Consider the following 25,481-nt stretch of genomic DNA (forward strand, 5'->3'; position numbering starts at 1 on the left):
TACCCCCCGCTCCTGCTGGCCGGCCTCGGCACCCGCAGCCTCTTCACCGCCTCCACGGTCGACCAGATGCCCAAGCATCCGGGGAACCGCCCCCGCCCCGCCCTGCGATCCGCGGCTCAGATCTCTGTGAAGTCCCCCGCGAGCGCCGCGGCGACGCGCAGGTGCGACGCCGCCTCCTCGTGCCGCCCCTGCCGCTGCAGCGTCCGGCCGAGCATCAGCCGGGCGTAGTGCTCCACCGGGTCGCGTTCGACGATGACGCGCAACTCGGCCTCCGCGCGCCTGAGCTGGGCAGAGTGGTAGTAGGCCCGCGCCAGCAGCAGCCGCGGTCCGGTCTGCTCCGGCACCTCCTCGACCAGCGTGGCCAGCACGCGCGCCGCGGCGGTGTAGTTCCTGGCGTCGAAGAACATCCGGGCGCGCTCCCAGCGCTCCGCGGGTGTTCCGTGGCTGTAGTACGTCGTCTCCACCAGAGACCTCCTTCGACACGGCTGACAACGACACCCGGAGGTTGAATATTCCACCATCCGGCCCTGGCGGCCGCGCTCCGCCGGTCCGGCGCGGATCACCCCCGGTGGGGGACTGACGCGCGCCCGCGGACGGGGTTAGGTTGGCCGCATGAGCAATCTTGATCGCGAGGCGGTTCCCGCCCCGTGCGGTGGCCGGGGTTTCGTCGTGGCGGAGCCGGTGCGTGAACTCCTCAGCCCTCGCCGGGTCAAGCTCGGTGAGTCCTCCGAGGTCCGCCGCCTGCTGCCCAACCTGGGCCGCCGCATGGTCGGCGCCTGGTGCTTCGTCGATCACTACGGCCCCGACGACATCGCCGACGAGCCCGGCATGCAGGTGCCGCCGCACCCGCACATGGGCCTGCAGACCGTCAGCTGGCTGCACGAGGGGGAGGTGCTGCACCGCGACTCGACCGGCAGCCTGCAGACGATCCGCCCGCGCGAGCTGGGGCTGATGACCTCCGGCCGGGCCATCAGCCACTCCGAGGAGAGCCCCAAGGCGCACGCCCGCTTCCTGCACGGCGCGCAGTTGTGGGTCGCCCTGCCGGACGGCCACCGTCACACCGACCCCCGCTTCGAACATCACGCGGACCTGCCGGTCGTGACCGCGCCCGGCCTGACGGCCACGCTGATCCTCGGCGACCTCGACGGCGCGACCTCGCCCGGCACCACGTACACCCCGATCGTCGGCGCGGACCTGGCCCTCGCCCGCGGCGCCGAGGCACGCCTCCCGCTGGAGCCCGACTTCGAGTACGCCGTGCTGTCCATGTCCGGCGAGGCGCACGTCGACGGTGTGCCGGTCCTGCCGGGCTCGATGCTCTACCTCGGCTGCGGCCGCACCGAACTCCCGCTGCGCGCCGAGTCGGAGGCCGGCCTGATGCTGCTGGGGGGCGAGCCGTTCGAGGAGGAGCTGATCATGTTCTGGAACTGGATCGGGCGGTCCCAGGAGGAGATCGCACAGGCCCGCCGGGACTGGATGGAAGGCTCGAGATTCGGGGTGGTCAGGGGCTACGACGGCGACCCGCTGCCGGCCCCGCAACTGCCGACGACGCCGCTCAAGCCGCGAGGAAGGGTGCGCTGACCCGGGTGCCGTCCCGCCTCTAGTAGCGGAGTGCCACCGCGATCTCGGCCCGGAGCTGGCCGGAGAGTTTCCGGTTGCTGCGCGCGGTGCCCTCGGCGGACTTGCCGGCCACCACGTCGTCGATGGTCAGGACGACCGTGTCGAGCAGGTTGCCGCCGGTGTCCCTGAAGTTGACCTGTACGGCGAAGGACTTGGTGGCGTCGGCGGTGTTGTGCGCGGTCACGGTCGCCGTCGCGCGCCCCTCGCTGTCGGTGGTGACACGGCCGATCTTGACCTCGTCCCGCGCGTCGACACCGTTCTTGACCTCGTTCAGTTGCCGCTTCGCCTCCGCCGTGGCCGAGGCCAGCACGTCGGATGCCTCGGAAGCGAGTGAGGAGGCGGCCGAGACCGCGTCGCTCCCGGTGGACGAGGGGGTCCCGGAGTCGTCCGAGCACGCGGCCGTCGTGGTCAGGGCCAGCGCCGCCAGAGCCGCCCCCGCCGCGTCGCGCGTCCAGCGCCGCCCTGCCATGCCGCCTCCAGAGGGTCCGCGAAAACCGGAAGTGTCCGCCTCAGTCAAAGGCGTCTGTTCCCCACCCGCACGCCGGGCAGCGGGCACGGGCCGGTCGTTCACCCGAACAGATCAAGGGGCGCTCACGCAGCGCGGGCCGCGGAAAATACACGGCGGCGAGCCGCGTGCATACTGGTGGGTGGGCGCCCCTGGCCCGACTCGCGATCTCCTATTTCCTTTCGGGAGGGCGGAGCATCATGTGCCGCTGGATCGCCTATTCGGGAACACCCGTCCTTCTCAGCAGAATCCTGTTCGAACCGAAACACAATCTGATCGATCAGAGCCTCCGCTCCCGTCTCGGGGTGGAGACCACCAATGGTGACGGATTCGGAATCGGCTGGTACGCCCAGGATCTGCCCACGCCGGGGGTTCTGCGGGACGTGGGTCCGGCCTGGAACAACCAGAATCTGCAAGAGGTCGCCCATCACGTGTGTTCGGGTCTTTTCTTCGCTCATATCCGGGCCACCACCGGCACGGCCGTGCAGCAGAGCAATTGCCATCCTTTCCGAAAGGGGCGCTGGCTCTGGATGCACAACGGATCCATCGGTGAATTCGCCCGGCTCCGGCGTGATCTGGCTCTGGCCGTCGATCCCGCCCTCTACAGCGATATCGAGGGTTCCACCGACTCCGAGCTGATGTTCTTCCTCTCCCTCACGTTCGGTCTCACGGACGATCCGCCCGGCGCCGTGGAGCGCATGGCAGGTTTCATCGAGCGGACCGGGCACGCGTACGGGGTGCGCCACCCCCTGCAGATGACCGTGGCGGTGGCGGACGGTGAGCGGCTGTGGGCCTTCCGGTACTCGAGCGAGGGCGCCTCGCGCTCGCTGTACTACAGCACCAGGGTGGGTGCCCTGCGGTCGCGCCGTCCGGAGACCGAGTACCTGAGGGACCTCCCGGACACGGCCCGCCTCATCGTCTCCGAGCCTCTCGGAGACTTCCCCGGCGCCTGGAACGAGGTGCCCGAGAGCACCTACGGCATCGTCCAGCCGGGCGGAGACGAACTCCGGGCGTTCCGGCCGCAGCCGTGACGGCCGCCCGCCGGACGCCTTCCGGTGCTGCCGGGGCGGCCGCCGGACGCCTTCCGGGCTGCCGGGGTGGCCGCCGGACGCCGGACACCTTCCGGGGGCGGGGTTTCACCCGCCCGGAAAGCGTCCGGCGCTGTGTGACCTGTCTGTCGCCCCGAGGCGCGCGGTCGAGGGGGATCAGGCGAAATCTTCCTTCCGTGCCACGCACAGGGCCCAGATGATGAACCCGGACATCGCGATCATGATGACGGACCACACCGGGTAGTACGGCAGGGACAGGAAGTTGGAGATGATGACCAGCCCGGCGATGGCCACGCCGGCCACCCTCGCCCAGGTCGCCGCCGTGTACAGCCCGATGCTGACGATCACGGCGACCGCGCCCAGGATCAGGTGGACCCAGCCCCAGCCGGTGAGGTCGAACTCGAAGACGTAGTTGCGGGTGGCGAGGAAGACGTCGTCCTGGGCGATCGCCATGATGCCGCGGAAGACGTCGAGTACGCCCAGGATCGTGAGCATCACGGCAGCGAACACCATCAGGCCCGCGGCCCACGCGTACTTCGTGCTGTGCGCCTGCGGCGCATGAGTGGCGGTCATCGTTCTGCCTCGTTTCCTTGACTGTGCTCGGTGACGGGACGCGGCGGTGCCGGAAGGCGTCAGGAGCTGTGCCCGGTCAGTACGAGGTCCTTGGCCCGGCGGAACTCCTCGTCGGAGATGTCACCGCGGGCCCGGATCTCGGAGAGCTTGGCGAGTTCGTCGGCCTTGCTCGGCTGGCCGCCGGCCGCGGTCTCACGGACGTAGGCGTTGAAGGCCTCCTGCTGTTTCTGGACGTGCTCGATCTCTCGCCGGCCCATCGTCTTCCCCCGGGCGATGACGTACACCAGCACGCCGAGGAACGGCAGCACGATGGCGAACACCAGCCAGCCGGCCTTGCCCCAGCCGCCGAGGGTGTCGTCGCGGAAGATGTCGACGATGATCCGGAAGAGCAGGACGAACCACATGATCCACAGGAAGAACCACAGGAGGGTCCAGAACGCGCTCAGCAGCGGATAGTCGTAGGCGAGATACGTCGTTGTGCCCATTTCTCTGCTCCGTCCCGGGCTCGGTTGCCCCGTATGCCCCAAGCCGTTCCCTTTTCACCTTCAGCGTGCGCACGCCAGTCCCCGGGGGCCTCACCCGGGACGGGTGAGCGTGCCGCCGGGAGGACGTGTCGGCTCACGGCCCGGCCCGGCCCGGTTCACCGGCCGGCGACGGCGCGCCCGGGGCGGTCTCCGCCGTGGCGGCGAGCACGGCCAGGACGGTCATGGCCACCAGGACCAGGCCGAGGACCAGGGCCACGGCCCCGACGGTGGGGTGGTTCCACAACACCAGCACCAGGACTCCGGCCGTGACGACCGCGCCGGTGGTCCACGCCCGGTGGGCGTCCAGCCACCGCCCGGCCGGGCCGGTCCGCAGCCCGGTGCGGCGCAGCGCACGGCCGGCGCCGGTGGTGCCGCGCCCCGCCACGGAGCGCACGGCACGGGCCGCGCGCCCCGGGCCGTACAGGTATGCGGCCAGCGCCGTGATCACGGCGACGACCAGCAGGGTGCGGGTGCTGTCGCGCAGGAAGCGGACGAAGGTGTCGTAGATCGTCGCGGCCGCGTCGGGGGGAAGCGCCGTCGGGGGTACGGCGTCCAGGTAGACGCGGCGGAAGACGGCCAGCGCGACGAGCAGCAGGACCATCATGACGCCGACGCCCGTCGCGGTCACCAGCAGCATCAGCCGGTGGGCCGGGGCGGTCCAGACGGCGAGGGCGGCGAGCACGACGGTGAGCACGGGAAGCCAGCTGCCGACGACGTCCAGCAGCCGCATGCCGGCCTGCGCCTCGGACAGTCTGTCGGCCTGGAAGAGGACGATCTGCCGGTCGGGCGCGGGGATCGCGGTGGCCTTCTCGAAGCCCGCGTCGACGAGACGCTGTTTGACCTGGTCGACCACCGTGCCGAGGTCGAGCACGACCGTGTCGCCCTGGGCGCGGAGGGCGCCCTTGTTCTCGCCGGTGAGCATGTTCACCACCGCCGCGTGGGCGCGCCGGTTGGACACCTCCCACGCCTGCTGGAAGGCGTCGCTGGTGACGACGCGGCTGACGGTGCGGTGCACGACGTCGGTGACGGCGGCGCGCAGCGGCCCGGCGAGGGCCTTCGAACGGTCCACCACGGCCGGCGGGGCCCCGGCGTCGGCCAGCGCGTTGCTCAGCGACGCCGTCACCGCCTCCACGTCCACATTGGCGACCACCCGTTCGGTCAGCCGGTCGGTGACCGCCTTCTGCACGGCCGGATCGGACGCCAGCGGTGCGACCGTCTGCACGTACCGGTCGGTGTCGGTGACCTCGTCGTGCACCCAGGCCGCGACGACCGCCACCGGGGCCAGCAACAGAGCCAGCAGGAGCAGGACCGAGGCCCCGGCCCGGCGCGCCACGCGGTGGCGTGCGGCGGCGGCTCGGCGGAGCCGTTCGTATTCGGCGTGTTCGTCGCCGGTCATGACGTACCGGCCGCCCTCGTCACCGCCGGGGCCCGGGGATGCGGAAGCGTTGGTCGTCCCCATGGAGTCTCCTCGGTCGCTGGTGGCCGCAGCCGCCGGGGTCCGTGCGGGAGTCCGGCCCGCCGGGCCGGGGACCACACCGGGCCAGCGTCACCGCGCCCCGCTCGGGTGCGGGTCACCCCCTGCGGGTGAAAAGCGTCGCGGCCGGCGCCGGCCGGTTCCGCGCGCGGGGCCCGGCGGGTGCGCCTAGGCTGAGACCGGATCGCCGGGGCACCGGGGACCCGCGTCAGGCGGGTGGCGGTTCGCCCTCCCCTACAGCACCGAGAGGCGGTTCACCATGGCCACTGCATCCGACGCCCCCGTTCTCGACACGCTCGCCGCCATGACCATCGACGCCATGGAGCGCTGCAACATGGACGAGCGGTCGGTCGTCCTCACCCGCATCGCCGCTCTGGTCGCCATGGACGCGCCGGCCATCTCGTACCTGGCCCACGTCGACCCGGCGTTCAAGGCGGACTTCACGATCGAGCAGTTGCAGGACCTGCTCGTCGCGATCGCGCCTGTGGTGGGGACCGCGCGCGTCATGTCGGCCGCGGGCCACATCGCCCAGGCGTACGGTGTCGCGATCGGGCTGGCCGAGGGCGAGGCCGAGACCATCGCGCGAGCCGAGGCCCAGAGCCGGAGCGGTTCCTGATCCGACCGGCGGACGGGGCCGTCACCCTGGGGCGTGACCGTCCCGACGGCCGATCACCGCGCCGGTGTCACGAGGTCCCCTCGTGACACCGGCGCTCCGCTGCACCGTTCCGCTGCGCTGGTCCGCTCCGCGCCCGCGTCACTCCGGCAGCCGCCGCAGTTCCACCACGTGCAGCCCCAGCGACTGGAAACGGGCCAGCAGACCGTACAGGTGCGCCTCGTCCACGAGCGGCCCGAACAGCACCGTCTGGCCGGAGATCACCACGTGCTCCAGCTCGGGAAAAGCGCTGGTCAACGTCTCCGACATATGCCCGTCGACGCGGATCTCATACTGCATGGGCTGCTCTCCCGCGGGCGACTTTCCGCCAGGCCAACCGCCTATGTACCGATGGTCCGCCGCGGGGGCGCAGCGCGGCCTCACCCTGCGGAGGTGAGCAGGGCGCCCGGCCGGTGGAACGAACACCGTCGAGGGAGCGCCGCGCCGGCCGGGACATCACCGCCTCCGTCCCCGCTCCGAGCGCTCACCGACGGCGTCCTCGGAGGCAGCCGGCTCCGCTGCGCCCCGGGCCGTGCCGCCGGTGGGCAGGTCCCGGGTGATCAGGAAGCTGGCGAGGGTGATGCCCCCGGTCGCGAGGACGGCCGCCCGCAGGCCGTCGAGCTGGGCCGAGGCGTAGGAGTCGGTGACGGCCTTCACCTCGGAAGGGGGCAGTCCGACCTGCTCGGCAGCCGAACGGACCTGGTCGGTGGAGACGAAACTGACCCCGGCCTCAAGGGCGATGCCGGTGTGCCGGCGTGCCTCGTCCGACACACGGGGGTCGTCCTCGACATGCGTGGTGAAGGCCTGGGCCAGGGCACCGATCAGGAGGGACCCGATGAGAGCGGTGCCCAGCGCGGAGCCCAGGTTCTGGGCGGTGAACTGCAGCCCGCCGACTTCGCTGCGCTCCTCCTCACCGGCGCTGGACTGCACGACGTTGCCGAGTTGCGAGGCGAGCAGACCCATGCCGATGCCGAGGAGCGCCATGGCCCCGAAGAACTGCGCGTCGTCGATGACCGGGTCGATGGTGGCCAGCAGCCACACGACAGCCGCCATCAGCGTCAGCAGCGCCAGGCGGACCACCCGTCGGGGTCCCATCGACCTCCCGAGCCGGGCGGCGCCGAGGGAGGCCACCAGCATCGTCGCGGAGACCGGCAGCAGCCGCAGTCCCGTCTGGAAGGCGTCGAATCCCTGCACCACCTGCAGATACAGCGGAATGGTGAAGAACAGGCCCAGGAGGATGAGGTTCTGGCTCAGCAGCGTCATCAGCCCCGAACGCAGCGGCGGTCTGCCGAACAGGGACAGGTGCACCAGCGGGTCGGCACCGCGGGCCTCCCGGCGCCTTTCCCAGGCCCGGAAGAGGGCGAGGAGGATCACCCCGGCCGTGATCACGAAGAGCGTGGGGGCGAAGCCGAGGACCGTGAACGGCGGATTGCGGGGCTGCAGCCACCCCCACGAACTGCTCTGCAACACGCCGAGCACGCCCAGCCCGAGCCCGGCCGCCGACAGCACGGCGCCGACGACGTCCAGTCCGGGGCGCCGGCCGCTGGGGGCGCCTTCCGCGATCGCCTTCCGGAAGCACAGCACGGCGACCACCACCAGCACCTCGCCCGCGAACACCAGACGCCAGGTGAGATAGGTCGTCACCCAGCCGCCCAGCAGCGGACCCACCGCGATGCCGGCACCGGCCAGACCACCGATGACGCCGTAGGCGACGGAGCGGTCCCGGTCGCGGTAGGACTCGGCGACGAGAGCCGCCATGGACGGCAGCACCAGGGCGGCGCCGAGCCCTTCGACGATCGACCAGCCCAGTGCCAGCACCCACAGGGTGGGCGCGACGGCGGTCACGGCCGAACCGGTTCCGTAGACGGCCATACCCAGCAGGAAGACGCGACGGCGTCCCAGGATGTCCCCGAAACGGCCGCCCACGATCATGAAGGCGGCCATGACCAGCGCGTACAGCGTGATGACGGCCTGGATGGCGGTGACCTCGGTGTCGAAGTCGTGGACCAGCTGACTGATGGAGACGTTCATGACGGAGGTGTCGAGCACCATCAGGAACTGGGCCGTCCCCAGGACGATCAGAGCGCGCCAGTGTTTCACGGTGTCCACCTCGCCGAGTCGGCCCTGCCCGCCGGCATCCGCACCCGGGCCGCGGCCCTCGAGCTCGCCGCCGCCTCCATGGCACCGCGCCCGTCGCCCCTGGCACCTCACCCGCCACGGGGGAGAGCGCCGGGGGCGACGGGCCCTGAGCCGGGCGGCGGCCGTGGCGCCCCGCGGACGGTCACAGCAGGCGCAGTTCGCGTGCCCGTCGTACGGCGTCGCCGCGCCGGTTCACCGACAGCTTCCGGTAGACGCTCTTGAGGTGCGTCTTGACCGTGTTCACCGACACGTACAGGTCGGCGGCGATCTCCTCGGCCGACATCGTCTGGGCGAGCCGCCGGAGGACATCACGCTCCCGTGCGCTCAGCTGCTCCACCAGCACCGGAGCGGCTCCGGTCTCCGGGGGGAGCGACCGGTCTCGGGCGGCGGCTGCCGGCAGGAGCCAGCCCGCTGCCAGGGCGTGCAGCGGAGCCCCGGCGAGCAGGGGACCGGCCCAGGCTCCGGCCTCCACGAAGGGACGCCGCAGCTTCTCACGCCGGGCTTCCGTGAGCGCCCGGGCGACAAGGCGGCGGGCGGTGGCGACGTCGCCTGCCGCGTTCGCGGCCTGAGCCCGCACCAGCGTGGCGCGGACGAGCACCGCCGGTCCGCTGCTCCCTCGGGCCGTCACGTCGTCGAGGAGGCGGAGGGCCGCGTGCCGGTCGCCCGCGGCGAGACGGGCCCGCGCCGCGCCCACGGCGCACGTCGGCTGCCCGGCGGCCACCTGTTCCAGTGTTTCGGCGGCCGCCTGCGGGCGTCCTTCGGCCAGTTGGACGGACGAGGCGATCAGCGCGGCCTGGCTCCTCGCCCAGGGCGAGTCCACGTCGGCGGGAACGGCCGCGTCCGTGGCAGCCAGCGCGGCGCGCGCCCGGCCCCGGGCGAGAAGCAGGCGGGCCGTCGCGATGGACCGGCCCGCGGCCGTGACGGGGTCCGGTGCCGCCGACTCGGACGCCTGCCCGAGGAGGGCCTCGGCCTGGCCCAGGTCGTTCCGGTCGACGGCCACCGCGGCCAGCACGAGCTGTCCGAGTCCGCAGCCGGACGGCTGGGGCAGGCCGAACCGCTCCGTCTCGGTCATCGCCGTGAAGACCTTGCGTTCCGCCCTGCCCGGCCACCCGTCGAGGTAGTCCATGAGCGCGAGGTGCTCCAGCGACTCCTTGCGCGCGAGTGCCGTGGCGGCGCCGCCCGGACTGCGGGCCGCCGCGTCGAGCGCGGTTCGTGCCTCGGCGAAACGTCCGGCCCACAGCCGGGCGGAGCCCAGGTGGGTCAGCAGCAGCGCGGGAAGTTCCGGGTGCCTGTCCAGCAGATCGGCGGGGACCTCCCGCTGCAGTTCCCGGGCCACGTCGGCGGCCTGTTCGGCACGGTCCGGGGAACCGGCCAGCCGCGCCGCCAGGGCCTCCAGCAGGGCGCAGCTCAGCCGGGCGGGCGCGGGCTCGGACGTCCCGGCGGGCAGCCGCCGCTCGGCGTGCCGGAGGTGGACCAGACCCCGGTCCAGGTCGGACCGGGACAGGTCACGCGCCGCACGGACCAGGTCCGTGGCGAGGCTCGTCGTCCCGGGCTCCAGCCCGGCGAACAGCGCGGCCAGGTCCTCGGAGCGCAGGCCGGTGAACAACTGCCCGATCGCCAGATCGTCGACCAGCGCGCGGGAGGTGAACTCCCAGTCCCCGGCGGCGGCGCCGTGGGACAGCATCTCCGGAAGGGAACCGGACCGCCGCAGCCAGTGCGCGGCCCGCCGGTGCAGCTCCGGCTCCAGTCCCGGCGATCGCTCGCGGAGGTGGGCCCCGAGGATCTCCCGGAACAGCGGGTGCAGCCGGTACCAGCCGTGCCCGAGGTCCTCGACGAAGGCGTTCTCGCGGTGCAGTCCGGCGAGGATCGGCTCGGCGTCGTCCCGTCCGGTCAGGGCGTTCGCCAGATCGGCCCGGAAGCGGTTCAGGACACTGACGCGCAGCAGGAGGTCCTGGGTCTGGTCCGGCTGCCGCTTGAGCACCTCGGCCAGCAGGAAGTCGGCGACCGTGCTGTGGCCGGCCTCGAACTCCTTGAGGTAGGCCTCCGGGTCCGGGCTGCGCTGCGCGGCCAGGGCACACAGCCGCACACCGGCCGCCCACCCCCGGGTGCGGTCCACCAGGTCGCGTGCCGCCCGCACGGACAGGCGCAGACCGTGCAGTTCCAGCAACGCGGCCGCCTCCTCCGGTGTGAAGGCCAGCTCGGCGTCCCGGATCTCGGTCATCTCACCGGCTGCCCGGTAGCGGTGCAGCGGCAGCAGCGGCTCGGTCCGCGTGACGAGGACCAGACGCAGCCCCGGCCCGGCATGGCGCAGGACGAACTCCAGCTGCTGCGAGATCTCCGGCGCGGTCATCCGGTCGAACTCGTCGAGCACCACGGTCACCGGCCGGTCCCGGGTGCCGAGCTCCGCGGCCAGCCGGGTCAGCAGTGTGTGGTTCACCTGACCGGCGTCGGCGGGGAAGCCGATCTCACCGGGCACCGGCGCACCGGCCGTGCGCAGCGCCTGGAGCAGATGCGCCCAGAACATCCCGGGGCTCTGGACGGCCGCGTCGAGGGTCAGCCAGGCGACCGGCTGCCCGAGGCCCGAGGCCCAGTCCGCGACCGACAGGGTCTTGCCGGCCCCGGCGGAACCGTTGACCATCGTCAGCGGTGTCAGCAGTGCTTGCCCGAGATGCCTGACCAGCCGCTCCCGCCGCAGGAACGTCGCGGGTCGCACCGGCAGCGCGAAACGTGTCCGCAGAAATGGATCGCCCAGTGGATCGACGCACGGGGCGGCAGATTCGTGCAGGGTTCCGTCGCTTGCTGTCACGACGCTCACCACCGTCTTGCCGGGTCGGGCCCTCCCCTCAAGGACTCAATTCCCCTGGGGCCGCTTGTCACACCGGGCCCATCGGCCCCTGCCGGGTACCCGGGGGGCCCGGCCGGGCGCATCCGCGGCGGCTCCGGCCCCGTCGGCCGGCCTCGGCCGGGCTCAGGAGACCGACGGTGCCGTCCCGGCGGTCGTGGTGATCCGCGCGCGCTGTCCGTGCCGGCAGTGGACCAGGCGGTCGCTCAGGCCGACCGCGTCGATCTCGGCGAGGAACGCCTCCAGCGGGGAGCGCATCACCGTGTAGTCGCCGTAGTGGACCGGCAGGATCGCCCGGGGGTCCAGGCGCCGGGCCAGTGCCGCTCCCTGCGCGCCGTCCATGGTCACCACGAAGCCGCCGGGCAGGCGGGTGCCCCCGAGGTGGAGCACGGCCAGGTCGGCGGCGGGAAAGCGCCGGGCGATCTCGTCGAGACCGTCGTACACCACGGTGTCGCCCGAAACGTACAGCCGGGTCCTGGCCGGGGCCCAAACGGTTGTCCGACCCTCTGGAAGCCGCCGGTCGGGCGTCTGGCGTCATGCGCCCTCGTAGGCGTCGTACCAAGCGATTGGTCTTCGGCCGGCCGGGGGTACGTGCAAGGGGGACTGCACACGCAGGTGAGATCAGAGGCTCGTTGCCGGATGCCGTCGTCGAGGCCGCCGCAACTACACAGGCATGGGACCCCTGTGGCGATTTCTGCAGTGTGCTCCCGCTGGCCGCCGATGACCGTGGTCATGGACGCGGTTGAGCGTCCCGTCCCGTGCGTCTTGATGCCCGTTCATGACTTCCGTGCGACAGGCCGGGCCGGCCCACCCACGCGTTTCCGGACGGTGTGAGATCCCCTTGGTACGCGTTCCGATTGAGGCGATAGGGTCGTGCGCTGTGGCAGAGGGGCTGTGCCGAGGGGTTGGACGGCCCGGCCGGTTGTGGGACTGGGGGATGTCGGTGTGCCGGGCGATGCAGGTGTTTGTCGCGGTGGCTCTGATGATGAGCGTGGCCGGGTACGTCGCGACAGAGGCTCTCAATGCCGATACGCGGCATGCACCGGACCCGATTCCGACGGCGGACCAGGCCGAGGTTCGTCCCTCGCTGCCATGCGATTGGACACCTACTGCCGCGCCCCCGACCGACTCTGTGCCGCGCACGGCTGTCGCAGTCGCGTGTGATCCCTCGTACCACGGGGCGGATGGATAGGGCGGGGTCGCTCAACGCTTCCGAGGGAGCAGGAGTGACGGCATCGCATGAGTGAGCAGGTTCGAGCGGAGGCGGCGTGGCGGCGCATTGAGGGGTGGCTTCAGAAGTACGCGCCGCGGTCGCACGGTTTGCTGCGCGCGCCCGCCACATTTGAGCAGATCGCGCAGAGCGAGCGTGTCCTTGGCTGTGTCCTGCCGCCGGAGCTGAGGGCGCTCTACTTGACGCATGACGGCGTGCACGGGGCGGACCTGGACGAGTTCGGCGAGCAGCCGTTCGCCCGCCGTCCGGCATGGTGCCCATCACCGGCGGCAGCAGCCCGCGAACCAGGGGGTGCCCGGCGTGCCGGCCCGGCAGCGCCGTCACCCGGACCTGTACGTCGCCGTGCCGGAGGGTGAACCCCTGCCAGGTGCGCAGCCCCGCGGTGCGGGGAAGGCGGTGCACGACCCTGAGACGGCGTGCCGCGTGCGGCGTGGTCAGCACCGGCACGCAACGGTCCAGGTGCCTGCGGCCGCGGCGGTCCCAGTGGTCGCCGTGCAGATGCGACAGGACGATCCCGTCGGGCCGCGGCAGGTCGCCGACGTCGACGGCCGGTTCGGTCAGACGGCGGCTGACCAGACCGTGACCGAGGTAGGCGTACTGGCCGCGGTGCGGGACGTTGGGGTCGGTGAGCAGGGTGAGCCCGCCGTACCGCATCAGGACGGTACGCGAGGGGTCGGAGGACGCCCCGTCCGCCGCTGGAGTGTGCTTGGAACGTCCTTCCTGTGAGGTGTCCTGCTCTTCCTCCGGTCCTACGAGGCGTACCCGCGAGGCCCGTGATCACTACGGGCGGGGACGGCGAGGGGAATTGGACTTTTCGTCCAAAGGTTGGACGTGTAGTCTGAAGAGGTGTCCGGGCGGTGGAGGGCCGGCCGGAGCGTCGACGGACGGGGAGCGTTCATGGCGGCCGACCAGGCCCTCGATGCGGAGCGTGACGCGGTCCTCGCCGCGCTGCGCCCGGTCGTCGCCGGGCTGGCGGCGACGTTCGGGCCGGTGTGCGAGGCGGTCCTGCACGACTACCGGCGGCCGGAGCGGTCGGTCGTCGCGCTGGCCGGTGAGGTGACCGGACGCCGGGTGGGCGGTGCGATGAGCGAGATCGGGCTGCGCATGATCGCGCGCGGCGACGACGCGCGGGACGAACTGAACTACGTCACCCGTACCCCGACCGGAGCGCTCGTCAAGTCGTCCACGATCCTGCTGCGCGACTCCACGCGAGCCGTCTTCGGCGCGCTGTGCCTCAACGTCGACATCACCGCAGTGCGGCAGGCCCACGCGCTGCTCGGCGCGCTGGCCGGTGCGGGCGGCGGCGCGCCGGAACCACCGGTCACCACCTTCGCGGGCGACATCGACTCCGTCGTGGAGGCCGTCCTGGACGCCCACCGCCCCGCCGGCGGCGGCGCCTGGGCGGGCCTCGACCGCGCCGGGCGGCTGGACCTCTTCCACAGCCTGGACGAGCACGGCGTCTTCGCCGTGCGCCACTCGGTCGAGCAGGTCGCCACCCGCCTCGGCATCTCCCGCGCGTCCGCCTACAGCTACCTCTCCCAGGCGCGCGCCGCCCACGCCCCGACCACCGATGGAGGACACGCGTGACGACCACCACCCCGCCGGTCACCTTCGACGACGTCCGCGAAGCCGCCGCCCGGCTCAGCGGCGTCGCCCACCGCACCCCCGTGCTGCGCTCGCGCACCCTCGACGCGCTCGTCGGCGCCGAGGTCCACCTCAAGTGCGAGAACTTCCAGCGGGTGGGCGCCTTCAAGTTCCGCGGTGCCTACAACGCGGCCTCCCGGCTCACCCCCGGGCAACTGGCCCGGGGCATCGCCGCGTACTCCTCGGGCAACCACGCCCAGGCCGTCGCCCTGGCCGCCCGCGAACTCGGCACCACCGCCGTCATCGTCATGCCCGAGGACGCGCCGCGCTCGAAGCGGGACGCCACCGAGGGCTACGGCGCCGAGGTCGTGACCTACGACCGCTACACCGAGGACCGTGCCGCCGTCGCCGAGGCCCTGGCCGCCGAGCGGGGCCTCGCCCTCATCCCGCCCTACGACCACCCCCACGTGATGGCGGGGCAGGGCACGGCCGCGCTGGAACTCCTTGACGAATCAGGGGAGTTGGACGAGCTGATCGTGCCCGTCGGCGGCGGGGGACTGATCGCCGGGAGCGCCACGGCCGCCAAGGGGCGGTACCCCGGCATCCGCGTCGTCGGCGTCGAACCGGAGGCCGGGGACGACACCAGGCGGTCCCTGGAGGCCGGTCGGCGCGTCCGGATCCCGATGCCCCGCACGATCGCCGACGGGCAGGTCCTCGACACCCCCGGTGAGCTGACGTTCTCGGTGAACCGGCGCCTCGTCGACGCCGTCGTCCTGGTGTCCGACGACGAGATCCGGGACGCGATGCGGTTCGCGTTCGAACGCCTGAAGATCGTCCTCGAACCCAGCGGCGCCACCCCGCTGGCCGCCCTGCTGACCGGACGCGCGGACCCCCTGCCGCGCCGGGTCGGGGTGGTCCTCTCCGGCGGCAACGTCGCCGCGGACCGCTTCTCCCTGCTGTGCGGCGGCGGCTCCCTGCCCGGCTAGGCGCGCGGTGACGCCCGTCGCCGGGCACCGTCCGGCGCCGTCCTCGCCGCCGGGTCAGACCGGCAGCAGACGGGCGACGATCGCGCCGAGCTGCCGCGCGTTGCGGCACTCGTGCATCTCCACCAGCTCCGCGTACTCGGGCGCGGCGGAGTCGCCCGTGCCCCACAGGGCGCGCGGCTCGGGGTTCAGCCAGTGGAGGCGGCGGGCCCGTCCGGCGATCTGCCGGACGGCCGCCAGGTTCGGGTCGCTCAGGTTCGTCCGGGCGTCGCCGAGCACGAACACCGTCGTGCGGGGGCCGACCGCGTCGCCGTACCGCTGCGCGAACTCGCCCAGTGCGACGCCGTAGTCGCTGCTGCCGTGCCAGCCGGTGAGCGTCGCCTCCGCGCGGATGCGGGCGCCGAGCCCCTCCGGATCGGCCGTGCCGCGCACCAGCAGCCCGGTCACCTCGTCGATCCGGTTGACGAAGGCGAACACCCGCACCTTGCTGAACTGCTCGTGCAGCGCCTGCACCAGCAGCATCGTGAAGTCCGAGAAGCCGGACACCGACCCCGAGACATCGCACAGCAGCACCAGTTCGGGCCGCACCGGACGGCGCCTGCGCAGCACCGGCTTCATCGGCACCCCGCCGGTCGACAGCGATCCGCGCAGGGTGCGCCGCAGGTCGATGCTGCCCCGGGAGGCCCGGCGCCGGCGGGCCGCCAGCCGGGTGGCGAGCTTGCGGGCCAGCGGCTGCACCGTCCTGCGGAGCTCGGCGAGCTGGAGCCGGCCCGCGTAGAGGAAGTCGACCCGGTCCGGGGTCGTCGCCACCGCGCGCCGGGCGATCTCGTCCCGGTCCCGCCGCTCGGCGACCCGGCGCCGCGCCTCCGCCGCCACCATGGCGCGGAACGTCTCGATGCGCCGCCGGATCTCGTCCTCCAGCAACCGGTCCGCGAAGCCGGACCCGGCACCCTGCGCGCGGACCCCGTCCCGTACGCGCGCGAGCAGCGTCTGCGGGCGCAGCCTCTCCAGCGTCTGGTGCGCCGACCAGCCGCCCGACGCCGGCGAGGAGCCGTATGCGCCGAACCCCTCCACCGCCTCCGCCGCCAGCCGTTCCATCAGCGCCCGGTCGTCCGCGGCGAGCGTGGCCGCCAGCCGGTCGCGCAGGTCGTCCCGGCCGGCCGGCTCGTCCAGCGGTCCGCCGACACCGCGCGGGAAGTACAGGTCGAAGACCGGGTCGAACACCTGCCGGCCGGCCGGGTCGTGCAGCAGCGTCGCGGCCAGCCCCTCCCGCAGCAGCTCACGGTCGTCCAGCCCCAGCGCCGCGACCGCCCGGCCCGCGTCCACGGTCTCGCCGGTGCCGATGCGCATGCCGTGCGCGCGCAGCGCGTCCACCAGGGAGGTCAGCCGCTCGGCGACGCCGGGGGCGGTCACACGGCGTCCAGATCGAGCTTGGCGGCCGCCTTGAGCACGTCGTCCTGGTGCTTGAGCAGCACGCCCAGGGTGGCCTGCACGACGCTCTCGTCGAGCGTGCCGGCGCCGAGCGCGAGCAGGGTGCGCGCCCAGTCCACGGTCTCGGCGACCGAGGGGACCTTGCGCAGGTCCATGGCGCGCAGCGCCCCGACCACCCGGACGACGGACGCGGCCAGCGTCTCGTCCAGCTCCGGCACCTTCAGCCGTACGATCCGGCGCTCCAGCTCCTGGTCGGGAAACCCGATGTGCAGGAAGAGGCAGCGGCGGCGCAGCGCCTCGGACAGTTCGCGGCTCGCGTTGGAGGTGAGGACGACGAAGGGGCGGCGGGCCGCGGTGATCGTGCCCAGTTCGGGGACGGTGACCTGGAAGTCGCTGAGGACCTCCAGGAGCAGCCCCTCGATCTCGACGTCCGCCTTGTCCGTCTCGTCGATCAGCAGCACCTTGGGGTCGTCGCCGCGGATGGCGGTCAGCAGGGGGCGGGTGAGCAGGAACTCCTCGCTGAAGATGTCCGTGCGCGCCTCGTCCCACGTCTCGTCGCGGCCGGCGCTGATGCGCAGCAGCTGCTTGGCGTGGTTCCACTCGTACAGGGCCCGGGACTCGTCGACGCCCTCGTAGCACTGCAGGCGGACCAGGCGCGCCCCGGCGACCTGGGCGACGGCCTTGGCGAGCTCCGTCTTGCCGACCCCGGCGGGGCCCTCCACGAGCAGCGGCTTGCCGAGCCGGTCGGCCAGGAAGACGGTCGTGGCGACCGCGGGCGAGGCGAGGTAGCCGGCCTCGGCAAGACGTGCGGAGACGTCGTCGACGGATGTGAACAACGGGGCCTCCCGGTCGGTGCTGGTGTCGCGGGGACTATCTAAGCGCTTGTTCATGGCGTATGTCACCAGGGATGCCGGACAGAACCCCGCGACGGGCCGGCGCCCCGGCGTGACGGCCGGCGCCGTCCGCCCTGTCGACACGGCGGTCGAGGCCACTGCGGCCGTCCCCGACGGGGCGAGCGCCGGTAACCGGCCCACGCCAGGCCACGGCAGGCCCCCGCCGGTGGCGGCCCACGCCAGGACCGGCAGCCGGTCACCGGCCCACGCCAGGAAACCGCCGGCGGCGGCCCACGTCGGGTCGCGGCGACGGTGCCGCCGGTGGCGGCCGGTGGCGGCCGGTGGCGGCCGGTGCGGGGCCGGCGGCGGGCCTGGGCCGATACCCCGCGGGCCTACTCGGCGGCCGGTGACGGCGACGGTGCTGCCGGTTGCGCCGACATGGCGCCGGACGCAGCGACGGTGCTGCCGGTCGTGTCCGGCGAAGGGCGGGCGCGGGCCGGCGGTGAGGCGCGGGGGCCGTTCGCCCGGGCGGGCGGTCGCGGGCGGCGTGGGGCGGAGGAGCGGGGCGGAGGGGCAGCCGGCCGAGCGGCCGCCCCCTCCGGGGTGGTCTCCGGCGGCCCTTCTCAGTCCGTCGGGCCGGTGACCAGCACCACTTCCAGGGTGCGTGGGCCGTGCACGCCCTCGACGCGGTCCAGTTCGATGTCGCTGGTCGCCGACGGGCCGGAGATCCAGGTGAGCGGCCGCGCCGGTTCGAGGCGGTCGAGCGCCTGGGGCACCGAGCCGACGACCTGGTCGGGGACGCGGACGACGCAGACGTGGTGGTCGGGGACGAGCGTGATCCTCCGGCGGCCCTGCTCCGGACCCCCGTCCAGCACGATCGTCCCGGTCTCGGCGACGGCCACCGCGCAGCCCGTGACCACGCTGTCGACGCGGTCCAGCTCGTGCGCGGTGCTCTCCGCCCGGTCCGGCACCCGTTCGGCCTCCGTCGCCGCGAGCCACCGCGGATCCAGACCCGGGGGCACCAGCACCGTCCGGGAACCGTGAGCGGAGAGCAGCCGGCCGATCGTCGCCGCCAGCTCGTCCGCCGCGCAGCGGTGCACGACCGCCCGGTAGTCCGCCAGGTTCTCGGCCAGCAGTTCCACCGTCTGCCCGACGCTCCGGTCGCCGTGCTCGCGCAGGTAGTCCCGGGGGACGGCCTGCTCGTACGGCGTCTCGTCCTGCCCCGCGGCGGCGAGCGCGCGCCGCACCCGCCCCAGGACCCGTTCCCTGCCGCTCACTTCGCGTCCTTCCCGCCGTGCGTACGCTGCCACCAGTCGCGGAACGGTTCCGCCGGCACCGGCGGAAGATCCCGGGTGCCGCTCCACGCCCGGCCCGGACCGGGCAGCGTCCGCGGATGCAGGCGGCGGGTGCGCGAGGCCAGCCGCTGGCCGGTGCGCAGCACGCCGGGGCGGGTCAGCGCCCAGCGGGCCGCGCGCATCGCCGCACGCTCGGCCGCGTGCCCCTTCGCCGGCCTTAGCACCACCTTGTTGCCCTCACGCGTCACCGGCCCGCCCTCCACGACCCGCTCCCGCAGGTGCACCAGCACCTCCGGGATGTCGATCGCGACCGGGCACACCTCGTAGCAGGCGCCGCACAGCGACGACGCGTACGGCAGCGAGGCGTCGATCTCGCTGGCGGTGCCCCGCAACTGCGGGCTGAGGATGGCGCCGATCGGACCCGGGTAGACCGAGCCGTACGCGTGCCCCCCGGCCCGCTCGTAGACCGGGCAGACGTTGAGGCAGGCCGAGCAGCGGATGCAGCGCAGGGCCTGGCGGCCGACCTCGTCGGCGAGGGTGTCGCTGCGGCCGTTGTCGAGCAGGACCAGGTGGAAAACCCGCGGGCCGTCGGCCGTCTCGGAGTCCGTGGTGCCCGTCCAGGTCGACGTGTACGGGTTCATGCGCTCCGCGGTGGAGGACCGGGGCAGGGTCTGCAGGAACACCTCCAGGTCACGCCAGGTCGGCACGATCTTCTCGATGCCGACGACCGAGATCAGCGTCTCGGGCAGGGTCAGGCACATGCGTCCGTTGCCCTCGGACTCCACGACCACCAGCGTGCCGGTCTCCGCCACCATGAAGTTGGCGCCCGAGACGCCGACCTTGGCCCGCAGGAACTTCTCCCGCAGGTGCAGCCGGGCGGCCTCGGCGAGTTCGGCGGGCGAGTCGGTCAGACCGTCCGGCGCCGGACGGCCCCACTCGCTCATCTCCGAGCGGAAGATGTCCCGGATCTCGCCGCGGTTGCGGTGGATGGCGGGGACCAGGATGTGCGAGGGCCGGTCCTTGCCCAACTGCACGATCAGCTCGGCGAGATCGGTCTCGTAGGCGCGGATGCCCTCGGCCTCCAGGGCCTCGTTGAGCCCGATCTCCTGCGTCGCCATCGACTTGACCTTGACGACCTCCGTCTCCCCGGTCTCCTTGACCAGGCCGGCGACGATCCGGTTGGCCTCGTCGGCGTCCGCGGCCCAGTGGACGGTGCCGCCCGCCGCCGTGACCGCCTCCTCCAACTGCACCAGGTAACGGTCCAGGTGACGCAGCGTGTGATCCTTGATCCGCTTGCCGGCCTCCCGCAGCGCCGCCCAGTCCGACACCTCGGCGACGGCCTTCGCCCGCTTGGCGCGGATGGTGTGCGTGGCGTGCCGCAGATTGCCGCGCAGCGTCTGGTCGCGCACGGCCTCGTGGGCCGCCCGGGGAAACGCCGGCATCCCCACGAACGTCCCGCTCATGCCGCCGGCTCCTCTTCCGTGCTCGCCAGGATCTCCGCGATGTGCACCGGCCGCATGCCGGTGCTCAGCCGCGCCATCGTGCCGCCGATGTGCATCAGGCACGAGTTGTCGGCGGCGCACAGCACCTCCGCGCCGGTCGACTCGGCGTTGCGGACCTTGTCCAGGCCCATCGCCGCCGACACGTCCGAGTTCTTCAGCGCGAAGGTGCCGCCGAAGCCGCAGCACTCCTCGGCACCCGGCAGTTCCACCAGCTCCAGGCCCCTGACCGCCTCCAGCAGCCGGCGCGGCCGGTCGCCGAGCCCCAGCCCGCGCAGCCCGTGACAGGTCGGGTGGTACGTCACCTTGTGCGGGTAGTACGCCCCGACGTCCGTCACCCCCAGCACGTCCACCAGGAACTGCGTCAGCTCGTACGTCTTGGGCACCACGGGCGCCAGCGTCGCCGCGAGACCGCTCCCGCGCCCCTCGGCCCGTGCCCGATCGCCCATGCGCGGATACAGCTCCCGCACCATCGCCCCGCACGAGCCCGACGGTGTGACGATCGCCTCGTACTCCCCGAAGACATCGGAGAAATGCCGGGCCATCGGCTCCGCCTCGTGCCGGTAGCCGGTGTTGTAGTGGGCCTGCCCGCAGCAGGTCTGAGCCATCGGGAAATCGACCTCGACGCCCAGCCTGGTCAGCAGTTTCACCACCGCGCGCCCGGTGTCCGGATACAGCGTGTCGTTGACACAGGTCAGGAACAGAGCGACACGCATCGCGGCTCCTTACGATCGATCATCGGATGAGTGCAGGTTAGCTCCGCTGAGCGCCCCCGGCTATACCGGGTCACTTCCCGGCCAGCCGGGCCTGCGCCTCCCGCCACCGCCGGGTGTCGCCGCGGGGCTCGTAGCGGGTGAGCGGCTGGGTCCGGGTGAGCAGCTGCCGCATCCCGGCGAGGTCGCCGACCGGCCCGTGGGCGCGGGCCTGGACGAGCACGTTGCCGAGCGCCGCCGCCTCCGTCGGGCCCGCCACCACCGGCAGTCCGCAGGCGTCGGCGGTCAGCTGGCACAGCAGGGAGTTGCGGGTGCCGCCGCCGACGACGTGCACCACGTCGACCGGGTGGCCGGCCAGGCGCTGCGCGTCCGCCACGGCCCGCCGGTGGGCGAGCGCGAGGGAGTCGAGGATGCAGCGCGTGGTCTCGGCGGGCGACCCGGGCACCGGCTGCCCCGAGGCGCGGCACGCCTCGGCGATCCGCTCCGGCATCCGGCCCGGCGCGAGGAACGCCGCGTCGCCCGCGTCCACCACCGACCGCAGCGCCGGCACCTCGGCCGCCTGCCGCAGCAACTCGCCCAGGTCCGGCTCGCCCCAGGCCCACACGCACTCCTGCAGCAGCCACAGACCCATGATGTTGCGCAGGTAGCGGACCGTGCCGTCCAGCCCCAGCTCGTTGGTGAAGTTGGCGGCCCGGCTCTCCTCGGTGAGCACGGGCGCGGCCAGTTCCAGGCCGGCCAGCGACCAGGTGCCGGTGCAGATGTAGGCGAACCGCTCGCCCCCGGCGGCCGGAACGGCGGCCACGGCGGAGGCCGTGTCGTGCGAGCCGACCGTCGTCACCCGCACCGGGCCGGTCAGCCCGGTCTCCTCCAGCACCTCGGGACGCACGCTGCCGGCCGGGTCGCCCGGCTGGCGCAGCGGAGCGAACAGACCGAGGTCGATACCGAGCCGGCCGGCGACCTCGTGCGACCAGTCGCGCGCCTCGACGAGTACCGCGAGCGGCACGCCGCCGTGTGGCCGGAGATGCTCGACGCTCTCCGGGAGACCGGCTGGCACAACTACTCGCTCTTCCTGCGTGCGGACGGCCTGCTCGTCGGCTACCTGGAGACCGAGGACTTCGCCGCCGCCCGGGCCGGCATGGAGGCCACCGACGTCAACGCCCGCTGGCAGGCGGAGATGGCGCCGTTCTTCGAATCGCTGGACGGCGCCAGACCCGACGAGGCGATGAAACCCCTCACCGAGGTCGTCCACCTCGCCCGATCCGGAAGTCCCGCTCGAAAGTCCCGTCCGAAAGTTCTCCTCGGCAATCCTGCTCGAAAGTCCTGACCCCTCTCAGGAGCCGCAGTCATGAGAAGACGTACCGTGCTCGCGTCCGCCGTCCTGGCCGCGATGACCGCACCGGGCATCGCACGGGCCGCATCCCCGGGCCCCTCGGTGACCAGGAAGGGCACCACCCTGCTCGACGCCACGGCCGTCCACTTCGTCTCCTGCGACGGGCCGGTCGACAACAACTCGTTCCAGAAGAACGGCCCGTCGGCCTACCGGGACTACCGGAACACGGACTCGCACAGCGACGGCTTCTTCCACCTGAAGCCGGCGGCCGGCCTGCTCGATGGCCCCGCGACCGCCACCACCGAGCCGGACCGCGGGCGCGTCGAAGTCCTCCGGGTACACCGGCCGGGCGCTGCTGTACGACCGTGCCGGGCCGAACGCCTTCGGCGAGGCCGTCGTCGACGAGACGCGGGTGGGGCAGGACGGCGTCCCGTCGTTCATGTACCGGGAGAAGTCGAGCGGCACCACGTCCTCGGCGCTCCACGCCGTCGGCTTCGCCCTGCCCGCGTGACCGGGGCTGACGTGCGCGGCGTTGCCGGTAGTGGGAGGGCCCTCTCGCCCTCCCACCTCGTCCTTGACATGGGCAACCCGTTCTTCGTCGACGTGGCGCGCGGGGCGGAGCGCGCCGCCCGCGACGCCGGCGCCCGCCTGCTCGGCCTCGCCGACCGACCGACCGCCGTGTTCTGCGCCAACGACCTGCTCGCCCTCGGCGTCCTGCAGGCCATGTACGCGGCCGGCGTAAAGGTCCCCGACGACCTCGCCATCGTCGGCTACGACGACATCGAGTTCGCCGCCGCCGCGGCCGTCCCGCTCACCTCCGTGCGGCAGCCCGCCGTCACCATGGGCGCGATGGCCGCGGAACTGCTGCTGGAGGAGACCGAGGCGGACGGCGAACGGCACGAGCACCGGCGCGTCGTGCTCCAGCCGGAACTGGTCGTCAGGCGCTCCAGCCTGTCCGCCCGCTGAACGGGTGTTCGCCACGCTGTCACGATCCCGGGTGGTGGTGGCCGGACGGGCATGTGCTGGACTGGTACCCGGTCCGCCATCCGTCCGTCCCGGGAGACCCGTTGACCGTCACGTACCGCCAGCCCGGCGTCGTCCTGACCGACCGCCACTTCACCGTGCCCCTCGACCACGACGACCCGGCGGGAGAGACGATCACGCTCTACGCCCGCGAGGTCGTCGCCGGCGACCAGGCCCACCGGGAACTGCCCTGGCTGGTCTACCTGCAAGGCGGCCCGGGCTTCGGGGCGAACCGTTTCGTCGGTAAGCAGGCGTGGCTCGGGCGCGCGCTGAAGGAGTACCGGGTGCTGCTGCTCGACCAGCGCGGCACCGGCCACTCCACGCCCGCCAACCGCCAGACGCTCCCGCTGCGCGGCGGGCCCGCCGCGCAGGCCGACTACCTCGCCCTCTTCCGCGCCGACGCGATCGTCCGCGACTGCGAGGCGATCCGCGCCGAGGTCACCGGCGGCGCCCCCTGGACCGTCCTCGGCCAGAGCTTCGGCGGATTCTGCACGGTCAGCTACCTCTCCCACGCGCCCGAGGGCCTGACCGCCGCCCTGATCACGGGCGGCCTGCCGTCCCTCGACGCGCACGCCGACGACGTCTACCGCGCCGCCTACCCCCGCATCGAACGCAAGGTCACCGCCCACTACGCCCGCTACCCGCAGGACGTCGAACGCGCCCGCCGCATCGCCGACCACCTCCTCACCCACGAGGTGACCCTGCCGAACGGCTACCGGCTCACCGTCGAGGCGTTCCAGTCCCTCGGCATCATCCTCGGCGGCGGCGAGGGCAGCCACCGGCTGCACTACCTCCTGGAGCACGCCTTCGTCCGCACCCCGAGCGGCCCCGCGCTGTCCGACGCCTTCCAGGAGGAGGTCCAGGGCCTGCTGTCGTACGCGGGCCACCCCCTGTACGCCCTCGTCCACGAGGCGATCTACGGCCAGGACGACCGCCCCACCGACTGGTCCGCCGAGCGGGTGCGGGCCGAGTTCCCGCAGTTCGACGCGGCCAAGGCCCTCTCGGGCGACGACCCGCTGCTGTTCACCGGCGAGTCGGTCCACCCCTGGACGTTCGACTGCGACCCGGCGCTGCGCCCGCTGCGCGAGACCGCCGACCTCCTCGCCGCCCGCACCGACTGGCGCCCCCTGTACGACCCCGCCCGCCTCGCCGCCAACGACGTCCCGGTCGCGGCGGCCGTCTACCACGACGACATGTACGTCGACACGGCCCACTCGCTGCGCACCGCACGCGCCGTCCGGGGCCTGCGCACCTGGGTGACGGACGAGTTCGAGCACGACGGCGTGCGGGCCGGGGGCCCGCGGGTGCTGGACCGCCTGCTCGCGCTCGCCCGTGACGAGGTGTGAGCCGACCGGCGCCGAGGACTACTAGTCTGCGGGCATGACGGAGCCGGAGAACACGCCTCTGCAGCCCATGCCGACCGACTGGCGGCGCGCGCTGGCGGTGGTGGCCCACCCCGACGACCTCGAATACGGGTGTGCCGCCGCGATCGCCGCCTGGACCGACGAAGGCCGCGAGGTCGCCTACGTGCTGGCGACCCGCGGCGAGGCCGGCATCGACTCGCTGGACCCGGAGACGTGCGGCCCGCTGCGCGAGCGGGAACAGCGCGCGAGCGCCGCGGTGGTCGGCGTGTCGGCGGTGGAGTTCCTCGGCCACCGGGACGGTGTGATCGAGTACGGCCTCCCGCTGCGCCGCGACATCGCCGCCGCGATCCGCCGGCACCGGCCCGAGCTGGTGATCACGCTCAACCACCGCGACACCTGGGGAGGCGTCGCCTGGAACACCCCGGACCACGTCGCCGTCGGCCGCGCCACCCTGGACGCGGCCGCGGACGCCGGCAACCGGTGGATCTTCCCCGAGCTCACCCGGCAGGGCCTGCGGCCGTGGAACGGCGTCCGCTGGGTCGCTGTCGCCGGTTCCGCCGCACCCACGCACGCCGTCGAGGCGTCGCCCGGCCTGGAGCGGGCGGTGGCGTCGCTGCTCGAACACCGCACCTACATAGAGGCCTTGACCGACGAGGACCCGGGGACGTACGCCCGCGACTTCCTGACCGGGCACGCCGCGGCGGCGGGGGAGCGGTTCGGCGGCAGGCCGGCCGTGGCGTTCGAACTGTTCCCGCGCTAGCGGGCCGGCGAGCGCGCCGGTCCGCCCGTCCGTCCGGGCGCGGGCGGCTGGATAGGCTGG

The 25,481-nt window shown here is 73.1% G+C and carries 22 protein-coding genes and 4 pseudogenes; 10 read left to right on the forward strand and 16 right to left on the reverse strand.

Annotation, left to right across the window (positions count from 1 at the left end):
- Positions 1 to 116: 116 nt before the first annotated feature.
- A complete protein-coding gene (locus VKA29_RS24460) occupies positions 117 to 464 on the reverse strand; it encodes a tetratricopeptide repeat protein (protein ID WP_324788118.1) in 348 nt (115 codons plus the stop codon).
- A 148-nt stretch (positions 465 to 612) separates the two neighbouring features.
- On the opposite strand from VKA29_RS24460, the gene VKA29_RS24465 reads away from it, so the two are divergent.
- Positions 613 to 1,578 (forward strand): pirin family protein, encoded by a 966-nt coding sequence (locus VKA29_RS24465; protein WP_324788119.1) that lies wholly within the window; start codon positions 613 to 615, stop codon positions 1,576 to 1,578.
- Positions 1,579 to 1,597: 19 nt separating this feature from the next.
- Here VKA29_RS24465 and VKA29_RS24470 read toward each other — a convergent pair whose 3' ends face one another.
- Positions 1,598 to 2,086, reverse strand: a complete 489-nt coding sequence (locus VKA29_RS24470; protein ID WP_324788120.1) for a hypothetical protein — start codon at positions 2,084 to 2,086, stop codon at positions 1,598 to 1,600.
- A 236-nt stretch (positions 2,087 to 2,322) separates the two neighbouring features.
- Here VKA29_RS24470 and VKA29_RS24475 point away from each other — a divergent pair, with 236 nt between their 5' ends.
- A complete protein-coding gene (locus VKA29_RS24475; RefSeq protein WP_324788121.1) occupies positions 2,323 to 3,153 on the forward strand; it encodes a class II glutamine amidotransferase in 831 nt (276 codons plus the stop codon).
- A 174-nt stretch (positions 3,154 to 3,327) separates the two neighbouring features.
- On the opposite strand, the gene VKA29_RS24480 is transcribed toward VKA29_RS24475, so the two are convergent.
- The 3 genes from VKA29_RS24480 to VKA29_RS24490 form a co-directional block, all read right to left on the reverse strand.
- Positions 3,328 to 3,744, reverse strand: coding sequence for a DUF7144 family membrane protein (locus VKA29_RS24480; RefSeq protein ID WP_324788122.1), 417 nt, complete (start codon positions 3,742 to 3,744; stop codon positions 3,328 to 3,330).
- 59 nt (positions 3,745 to 3,803) lie between these two features.
- Entirely contained in the window at positions 3,804 to 4,229 is a 426-nt protein-coding gene (locus tag VKA29_RS24485; protein WP_324788123.1) for an SHOCT domain-containing protein, read from the reverse strand.
- Between the two features lie 133 nt (positions 4,230 to 4,362).
- A complete protein-coding gene (locus tag VKA29_RS24490; RefSeq protein WP_324788124.1) occupies positions 4,363 to 5,727 on the reverse strand; it encodes a hypothetical protein in 1,365 nt (454 codons plus the stop codon).
- Between the two features lie 274 nt (positions 5,728 to 6,001).
- Between VKA29_RS24490 and VKA29_RS24495 the strand changes: the two genes are divergently transcribed.
- Positions 6,002 to 6,358: a carboxymuconolactone decarboxylase gene (locus tag VKA29_RS24495; RefSeq protein ID WP_324788125.1), complete on the forward strand. Its 357-nt coding sequence runs from the start codon at positions 6,002 to 6,004 to the stop codon at positions 6,356 to 6,358.
- Positions 6,359 to 6,496: 138 nt separating this feature from the next.
- Here VKA29_RS24495 and VKA29_RS24500 read toward each other — a convergent pair whose 3' ends face one another.
- The 5 genes and pseudogenes from VKA29_RS24500 to VKA29_RS24520 form a co-directional block, all read right to left on the reverse strand.
- Complete coding sequence (locus VKA29_RS24500) at positions 6,497 to 6,694, reverse strand: hypothetical protein (protein ID WP_324788126.1); 198 nt, start codon at positions 6,692 to 6,694, stop codon at positions 6,497 to 6,499.
- Between the two features lie 156 nt (positions 6,695 to 6,850).
- Positions 6,851 to 8,494 (reverse strand): MFS transporter, encoded by a 1,644-nt coding sequence (locus tag VKA29_RS24505; RefSeq protein ID WP_324788127.1) that lies wholly within the window; start codon positions 8,492 to 8,494, stop codon positions 6,851 to 6,853.
- A gap of 181 nt (positions 8,495 to 8,675) precedes the next feature.
- Complete coding sequence (locus VKA29_RS24510) at positions 8,676 to 11,348, reverse strand: LuxR C-terminal-related transcriptional regulator (protein ID WP_420718554.1); 2,673 nt, start codon at positions 11,346 to 11,348, stop codon at positions 8,676 to 8,678.
- A 153-nt stretch (positions 11,349 to 11,501) separates the two neighbouring features.
- Positions 11,502 to 11,822, reverse strand: coding sequence for a hypothetical protein (locus VKA29_RS24515; RefSeq protein ID WP_324788129.1), 321 nt, complete (start codon positions 11,820 to 11,822; stop codon positions 11,502 to 11,504).
- Positions 11,823 to 12,828: 1,006 nt separating this feature from the next.
- Positions 12,829 to 13,260, reverse strand: a pseudogene (locus tag VKA29_RS24520) (MBL fold metallo-hydrolase); the annotation flags it as partial.
- Between the two features lie 243 nt (positions 13,261 to 13,503).
- Between VKA29_RS24520 and VKA29_RS24525 the strand changes: the two are divergent.
- Together VKA29_RS24525 and VKA29_RS24530 are read left to right on the forward strand one after the other, a co-directional pair.
- Positions 13,504 to 14,193, forward strand: coding sequence for a helix-turn-helix transcriptional regulator (locus VKA29_RS24525; protein ID WP_324788130.1), 690 nt, complete (start codon positions 13,504 to 13,506; stop codon positions 14,191 to 14,193).
- Positions 14,190 to 15,176 carry a pyridoxal-phosphate dependent enzyme gene (locus tag VKA29_RS24530; protein WP_324788131.1) on the forward strand — a complete coding sequence of 329 codons (987 nt, stop codon included), beginning with the start codon at positions 14,190 to 14,192 and terminating at the stop codon, positions 15,174 to 15,176. Before VKA29_RS24525 ends, VKA29_RS24530 begins: the two co-directional genes overlap by 4 nt.
- A 54-nt stretch (positions 15,177 to 15,230) precedes the next feature.
- Here VKA29_RS24530 and VKA29_RS24535 read toward each other — a convergent pair whose 3' ends face one another.
- From VKA29_RS24535 to VKA29_RS24560, 6 genes and pseudogenes are all read right to left on the reverse strand, one after another.
- A complete protein-coding gene (locus VKA29_RS24535; protein WP_324788278.1) occupies positions 15,231 to 16,523 on the reverse strand; it encodes a VWA domain-containing protein in 1,293 nt (430 codons plus the stop codon).
- A gap of 59 nt (positions 16,524 to 16,582) precedes the next feature.
- A complete protein-coding gene (locus VKA29_RS24540) occupies positions 16,583 to 17,440 on the reverse strand; it encodes a MoxR family ATPase (RefSeq protein ID WP_324788279.1) in 858 nt (285 codons plus the stop codon).
- A 620-nt stretch (positions 17,441 to 18,060) separates the two neighbouring features.
- Positions 18,061 to 18,714, reverse strand: coding sequence for a lactate utilization protein C (locus tag VKA29_RS24545; RefSeq protein WP_324788132.1), 654 nt, complete (start codon positions 18,712 to 18,714; stop codon positions 18,061 to 18,063).
- Positions 18,711 to 20,195, reverse strand: a complete 1,485-nt coding sequence (locus VKA29_RS24550; RefSeq protein WP_324788133.1) for a LutB/LldF family L-lactate oxidation iron-sulfur protein — start codon at positions 20,193 to 20,195, stop codon at positions 18,711 to 18,713. The genes VKA29_RS24545 and VKA29_RS24550 overlap by 4 nt, the downstream gene beginning before the upstream one ends.
- A complete protein-coding gene (locus VKA29_RS24555; protein ID WP_324788134.1) occupies positions 20,192 to 20,947 on the reverse strand; it encodes a (Fe-S)-binding protein in 756 nt (251 codons plus the stop codon). Before VKA29_RS24555 ends, VKA29_RS24550 begins: the two co-directional genes overlap by 4 nt.
- Positions 20,948 to 21,017: 70 nt before the next feature.
- Positions 21,018 to 21,920 (reverse strand): annotated as a pseudogene (locus VKA29_RS24560) (FGGY-family carbohydrate kinase); the annotation flags it as partial.
- Here VKA29_RS24560 and VKA29_RS24565 point away from each other — a divergent pair.
- From VKA29_RS24565 to VKA29_RS24585, 5 genes and pseudogenes are all read left to right on the forward strand, one after another.
- Positions 21,906 to 22,199 (forward strand): annotated as a pseudogene (locus VKA29_RS24565) (L-rhamnose mutarotase); the annotation flags it as partial. The pseudogenes VKA29_RS24560 and VKA29_RS24565 overlap by 15 nt on opposite strands.
- 355 nt (positions 22,200 to 22,554) lie before the next feature.
- Complete coding sequence (locus tag VKA29_RS24570; RefSeq protein WP_324788292.1) at positions 22,555 to 22,785, forward strand: hypothetical protein; 231 nt, start codon at positions 22,555 to 22,557, stop codon at positions 22,783 to 22,785.
- A 113-nt stretch (positions 22,786 to 22,898) separates the two neighbouring features.
- Positions 22,899 to 23,240: pseudogene (locus tag VKA29_RS24575) on the forward strand (substrate-binding domain-containing protein); the annotation flags it as partial.
- Positions 23,241 to 23,341: 101 nt separating this feature from the next.
- The gene (locus tag VKA29_RS24580) at positions 23,342 to 24,643 is read left to right on the forward strand and encodes an alpha/beta fold hydrolase (protein ID WP_324788135.1); all 1,302 of its coding nucleotides are present in this window, start codon (positions 23,342 to 23,344) and stop codon (positions 24,641 to 24,643) included.
- Positions 24,644 to 24,677: 34 nt separating this feature from the next.
- On the forward strand, positions 24,678 to 25,421 hold the full coding sequence (locus tag VKA29_RS24585) for a PIG-L deacetylase family protein (protein WP_324788136.1): 744 nt from the start codon (positions 24,678 to 24,680) through the stop codon (positions 25,419 to 25,421).
- Positions 25,422 to 25,481 lie beyond the last annotated feature (60 nt).

Origin of the sequence: Streptomyces sp. H51 (assembly GCF_035656535.1) — a bacterium.
Taxonomy (GTDB): Bacteria; Actinomycetota; Actinomycetes; order Streptomycetales; family Streptomycetaceae; genus Streptomyces.

What these genes read in the sequence shown, in the direction of transcription:
- VKA29_RS24495 (WP_324788125.1), top strand. Translation starts at nt 6,002, where the DNA reads ATGGCCACTGCATCCGACGCCCCCGTTCTCGACACGCTCGCCGCCATG.
- VKA29_RS24585 (WP_324788136.1), top strand. Translation starts at nt 24,678, where the DNA reads ATGACGGAGCCGGAGAACACGCCTCTGCAGCCCATGCCGACCGACTGG.
- VKA29_RS24535 (WP_324788278.1), bottom strand. Translation starts at nt 16,523, where the DNA reads ATGCGCATCGGCACCGGCGAGACCGTGGACGCGGGCCGGGCGGTCGCG.
- VKA29_RS24570 (WP_324788292.1), top strand. Translation starts at nt 22,555, where the DNA reads ATGGCCCCGCGACCGCCACCACCGAGCCGGACCGCGGGCGCGTCGAAG.
- VKA29_RS24475 (WP_324788121.1), top strand. Translation starts at nt 2,323, where the DNA reads ATGTGCCGCTGGATCGCCTATTCGGGAACACCCGTCCTTCTCAGCAGA.
- VKA29_RS24550 (WP_324788133.1), bottom strand. Translation starts at nt 20,195, where the DNA reads ATGAGCGGGACGTTCGTGGGGATGCCGGCGTTTCCCCGGGCGGCCCAC.
- VKA29_RS24490 (WP_324788124.1), bottom strand. Translation starts at nt 5,727, where the DNA reads ATGGGGACGACCAACGCTTCCGCATCCCCGGGCCCCGGCGGTGACGAG.
- VKA29_RS24500 (WP_324788126.1), bottom strand. Translation starts at nt 6,694, where the DNA reads ATGCAGTATGAGATCCGCGTCGACGGGCATATGTCGGAGACGTTGACC.
- VKA29_RS24485 (WP_324788123.1), bottom strand. Translation starts at nt 4,229, where the DNA reads ATGGGCACAACGACGTATCTCGCCTACGACTATCCGCTGCTGAGCGCG.
- VKA29_RS24465 (WP_324788119.1), top strand. Translation starts at nt 613, where the DNA reads ATGAGCAATCTTGATCGCGAGGCGGTTCCCGCCCCGTGCGGTGGCCGG.
- VKA29_RS24470 (WP_324788120.1), bottom strand. Translation starts at nt 2,086, where the DNA reads ATGGCAGGGCGGCGCTGGACGCGCGACGCGGCGGGGGCGGCTCTGGCG.
- VKA29_RS24480 (WP_324788122.1), bottom strand. Translation starts at nt 3,744, where the DNA reads ATGACCGCCACTCATGCGCCGCAGGCGCACAGCACGAAGTACGCGTGG.
- VKA29_RS24555 (WP_324788134.1), bottom strand. Translation starts at nt 20,947, where the DNA reads ATGCGTGTCGCTCTGTTCCTGACCTGTGTCAACGACACGCTGTATCCG.
- VKA29_RS24525 (WP_324788130.1), top strand. Translation starts at nt 13,504, where the DNA reads ATGGCGGCCGACCAGGCCCTCGATGCGGAGCGTGACGCGGTCCTCGCC.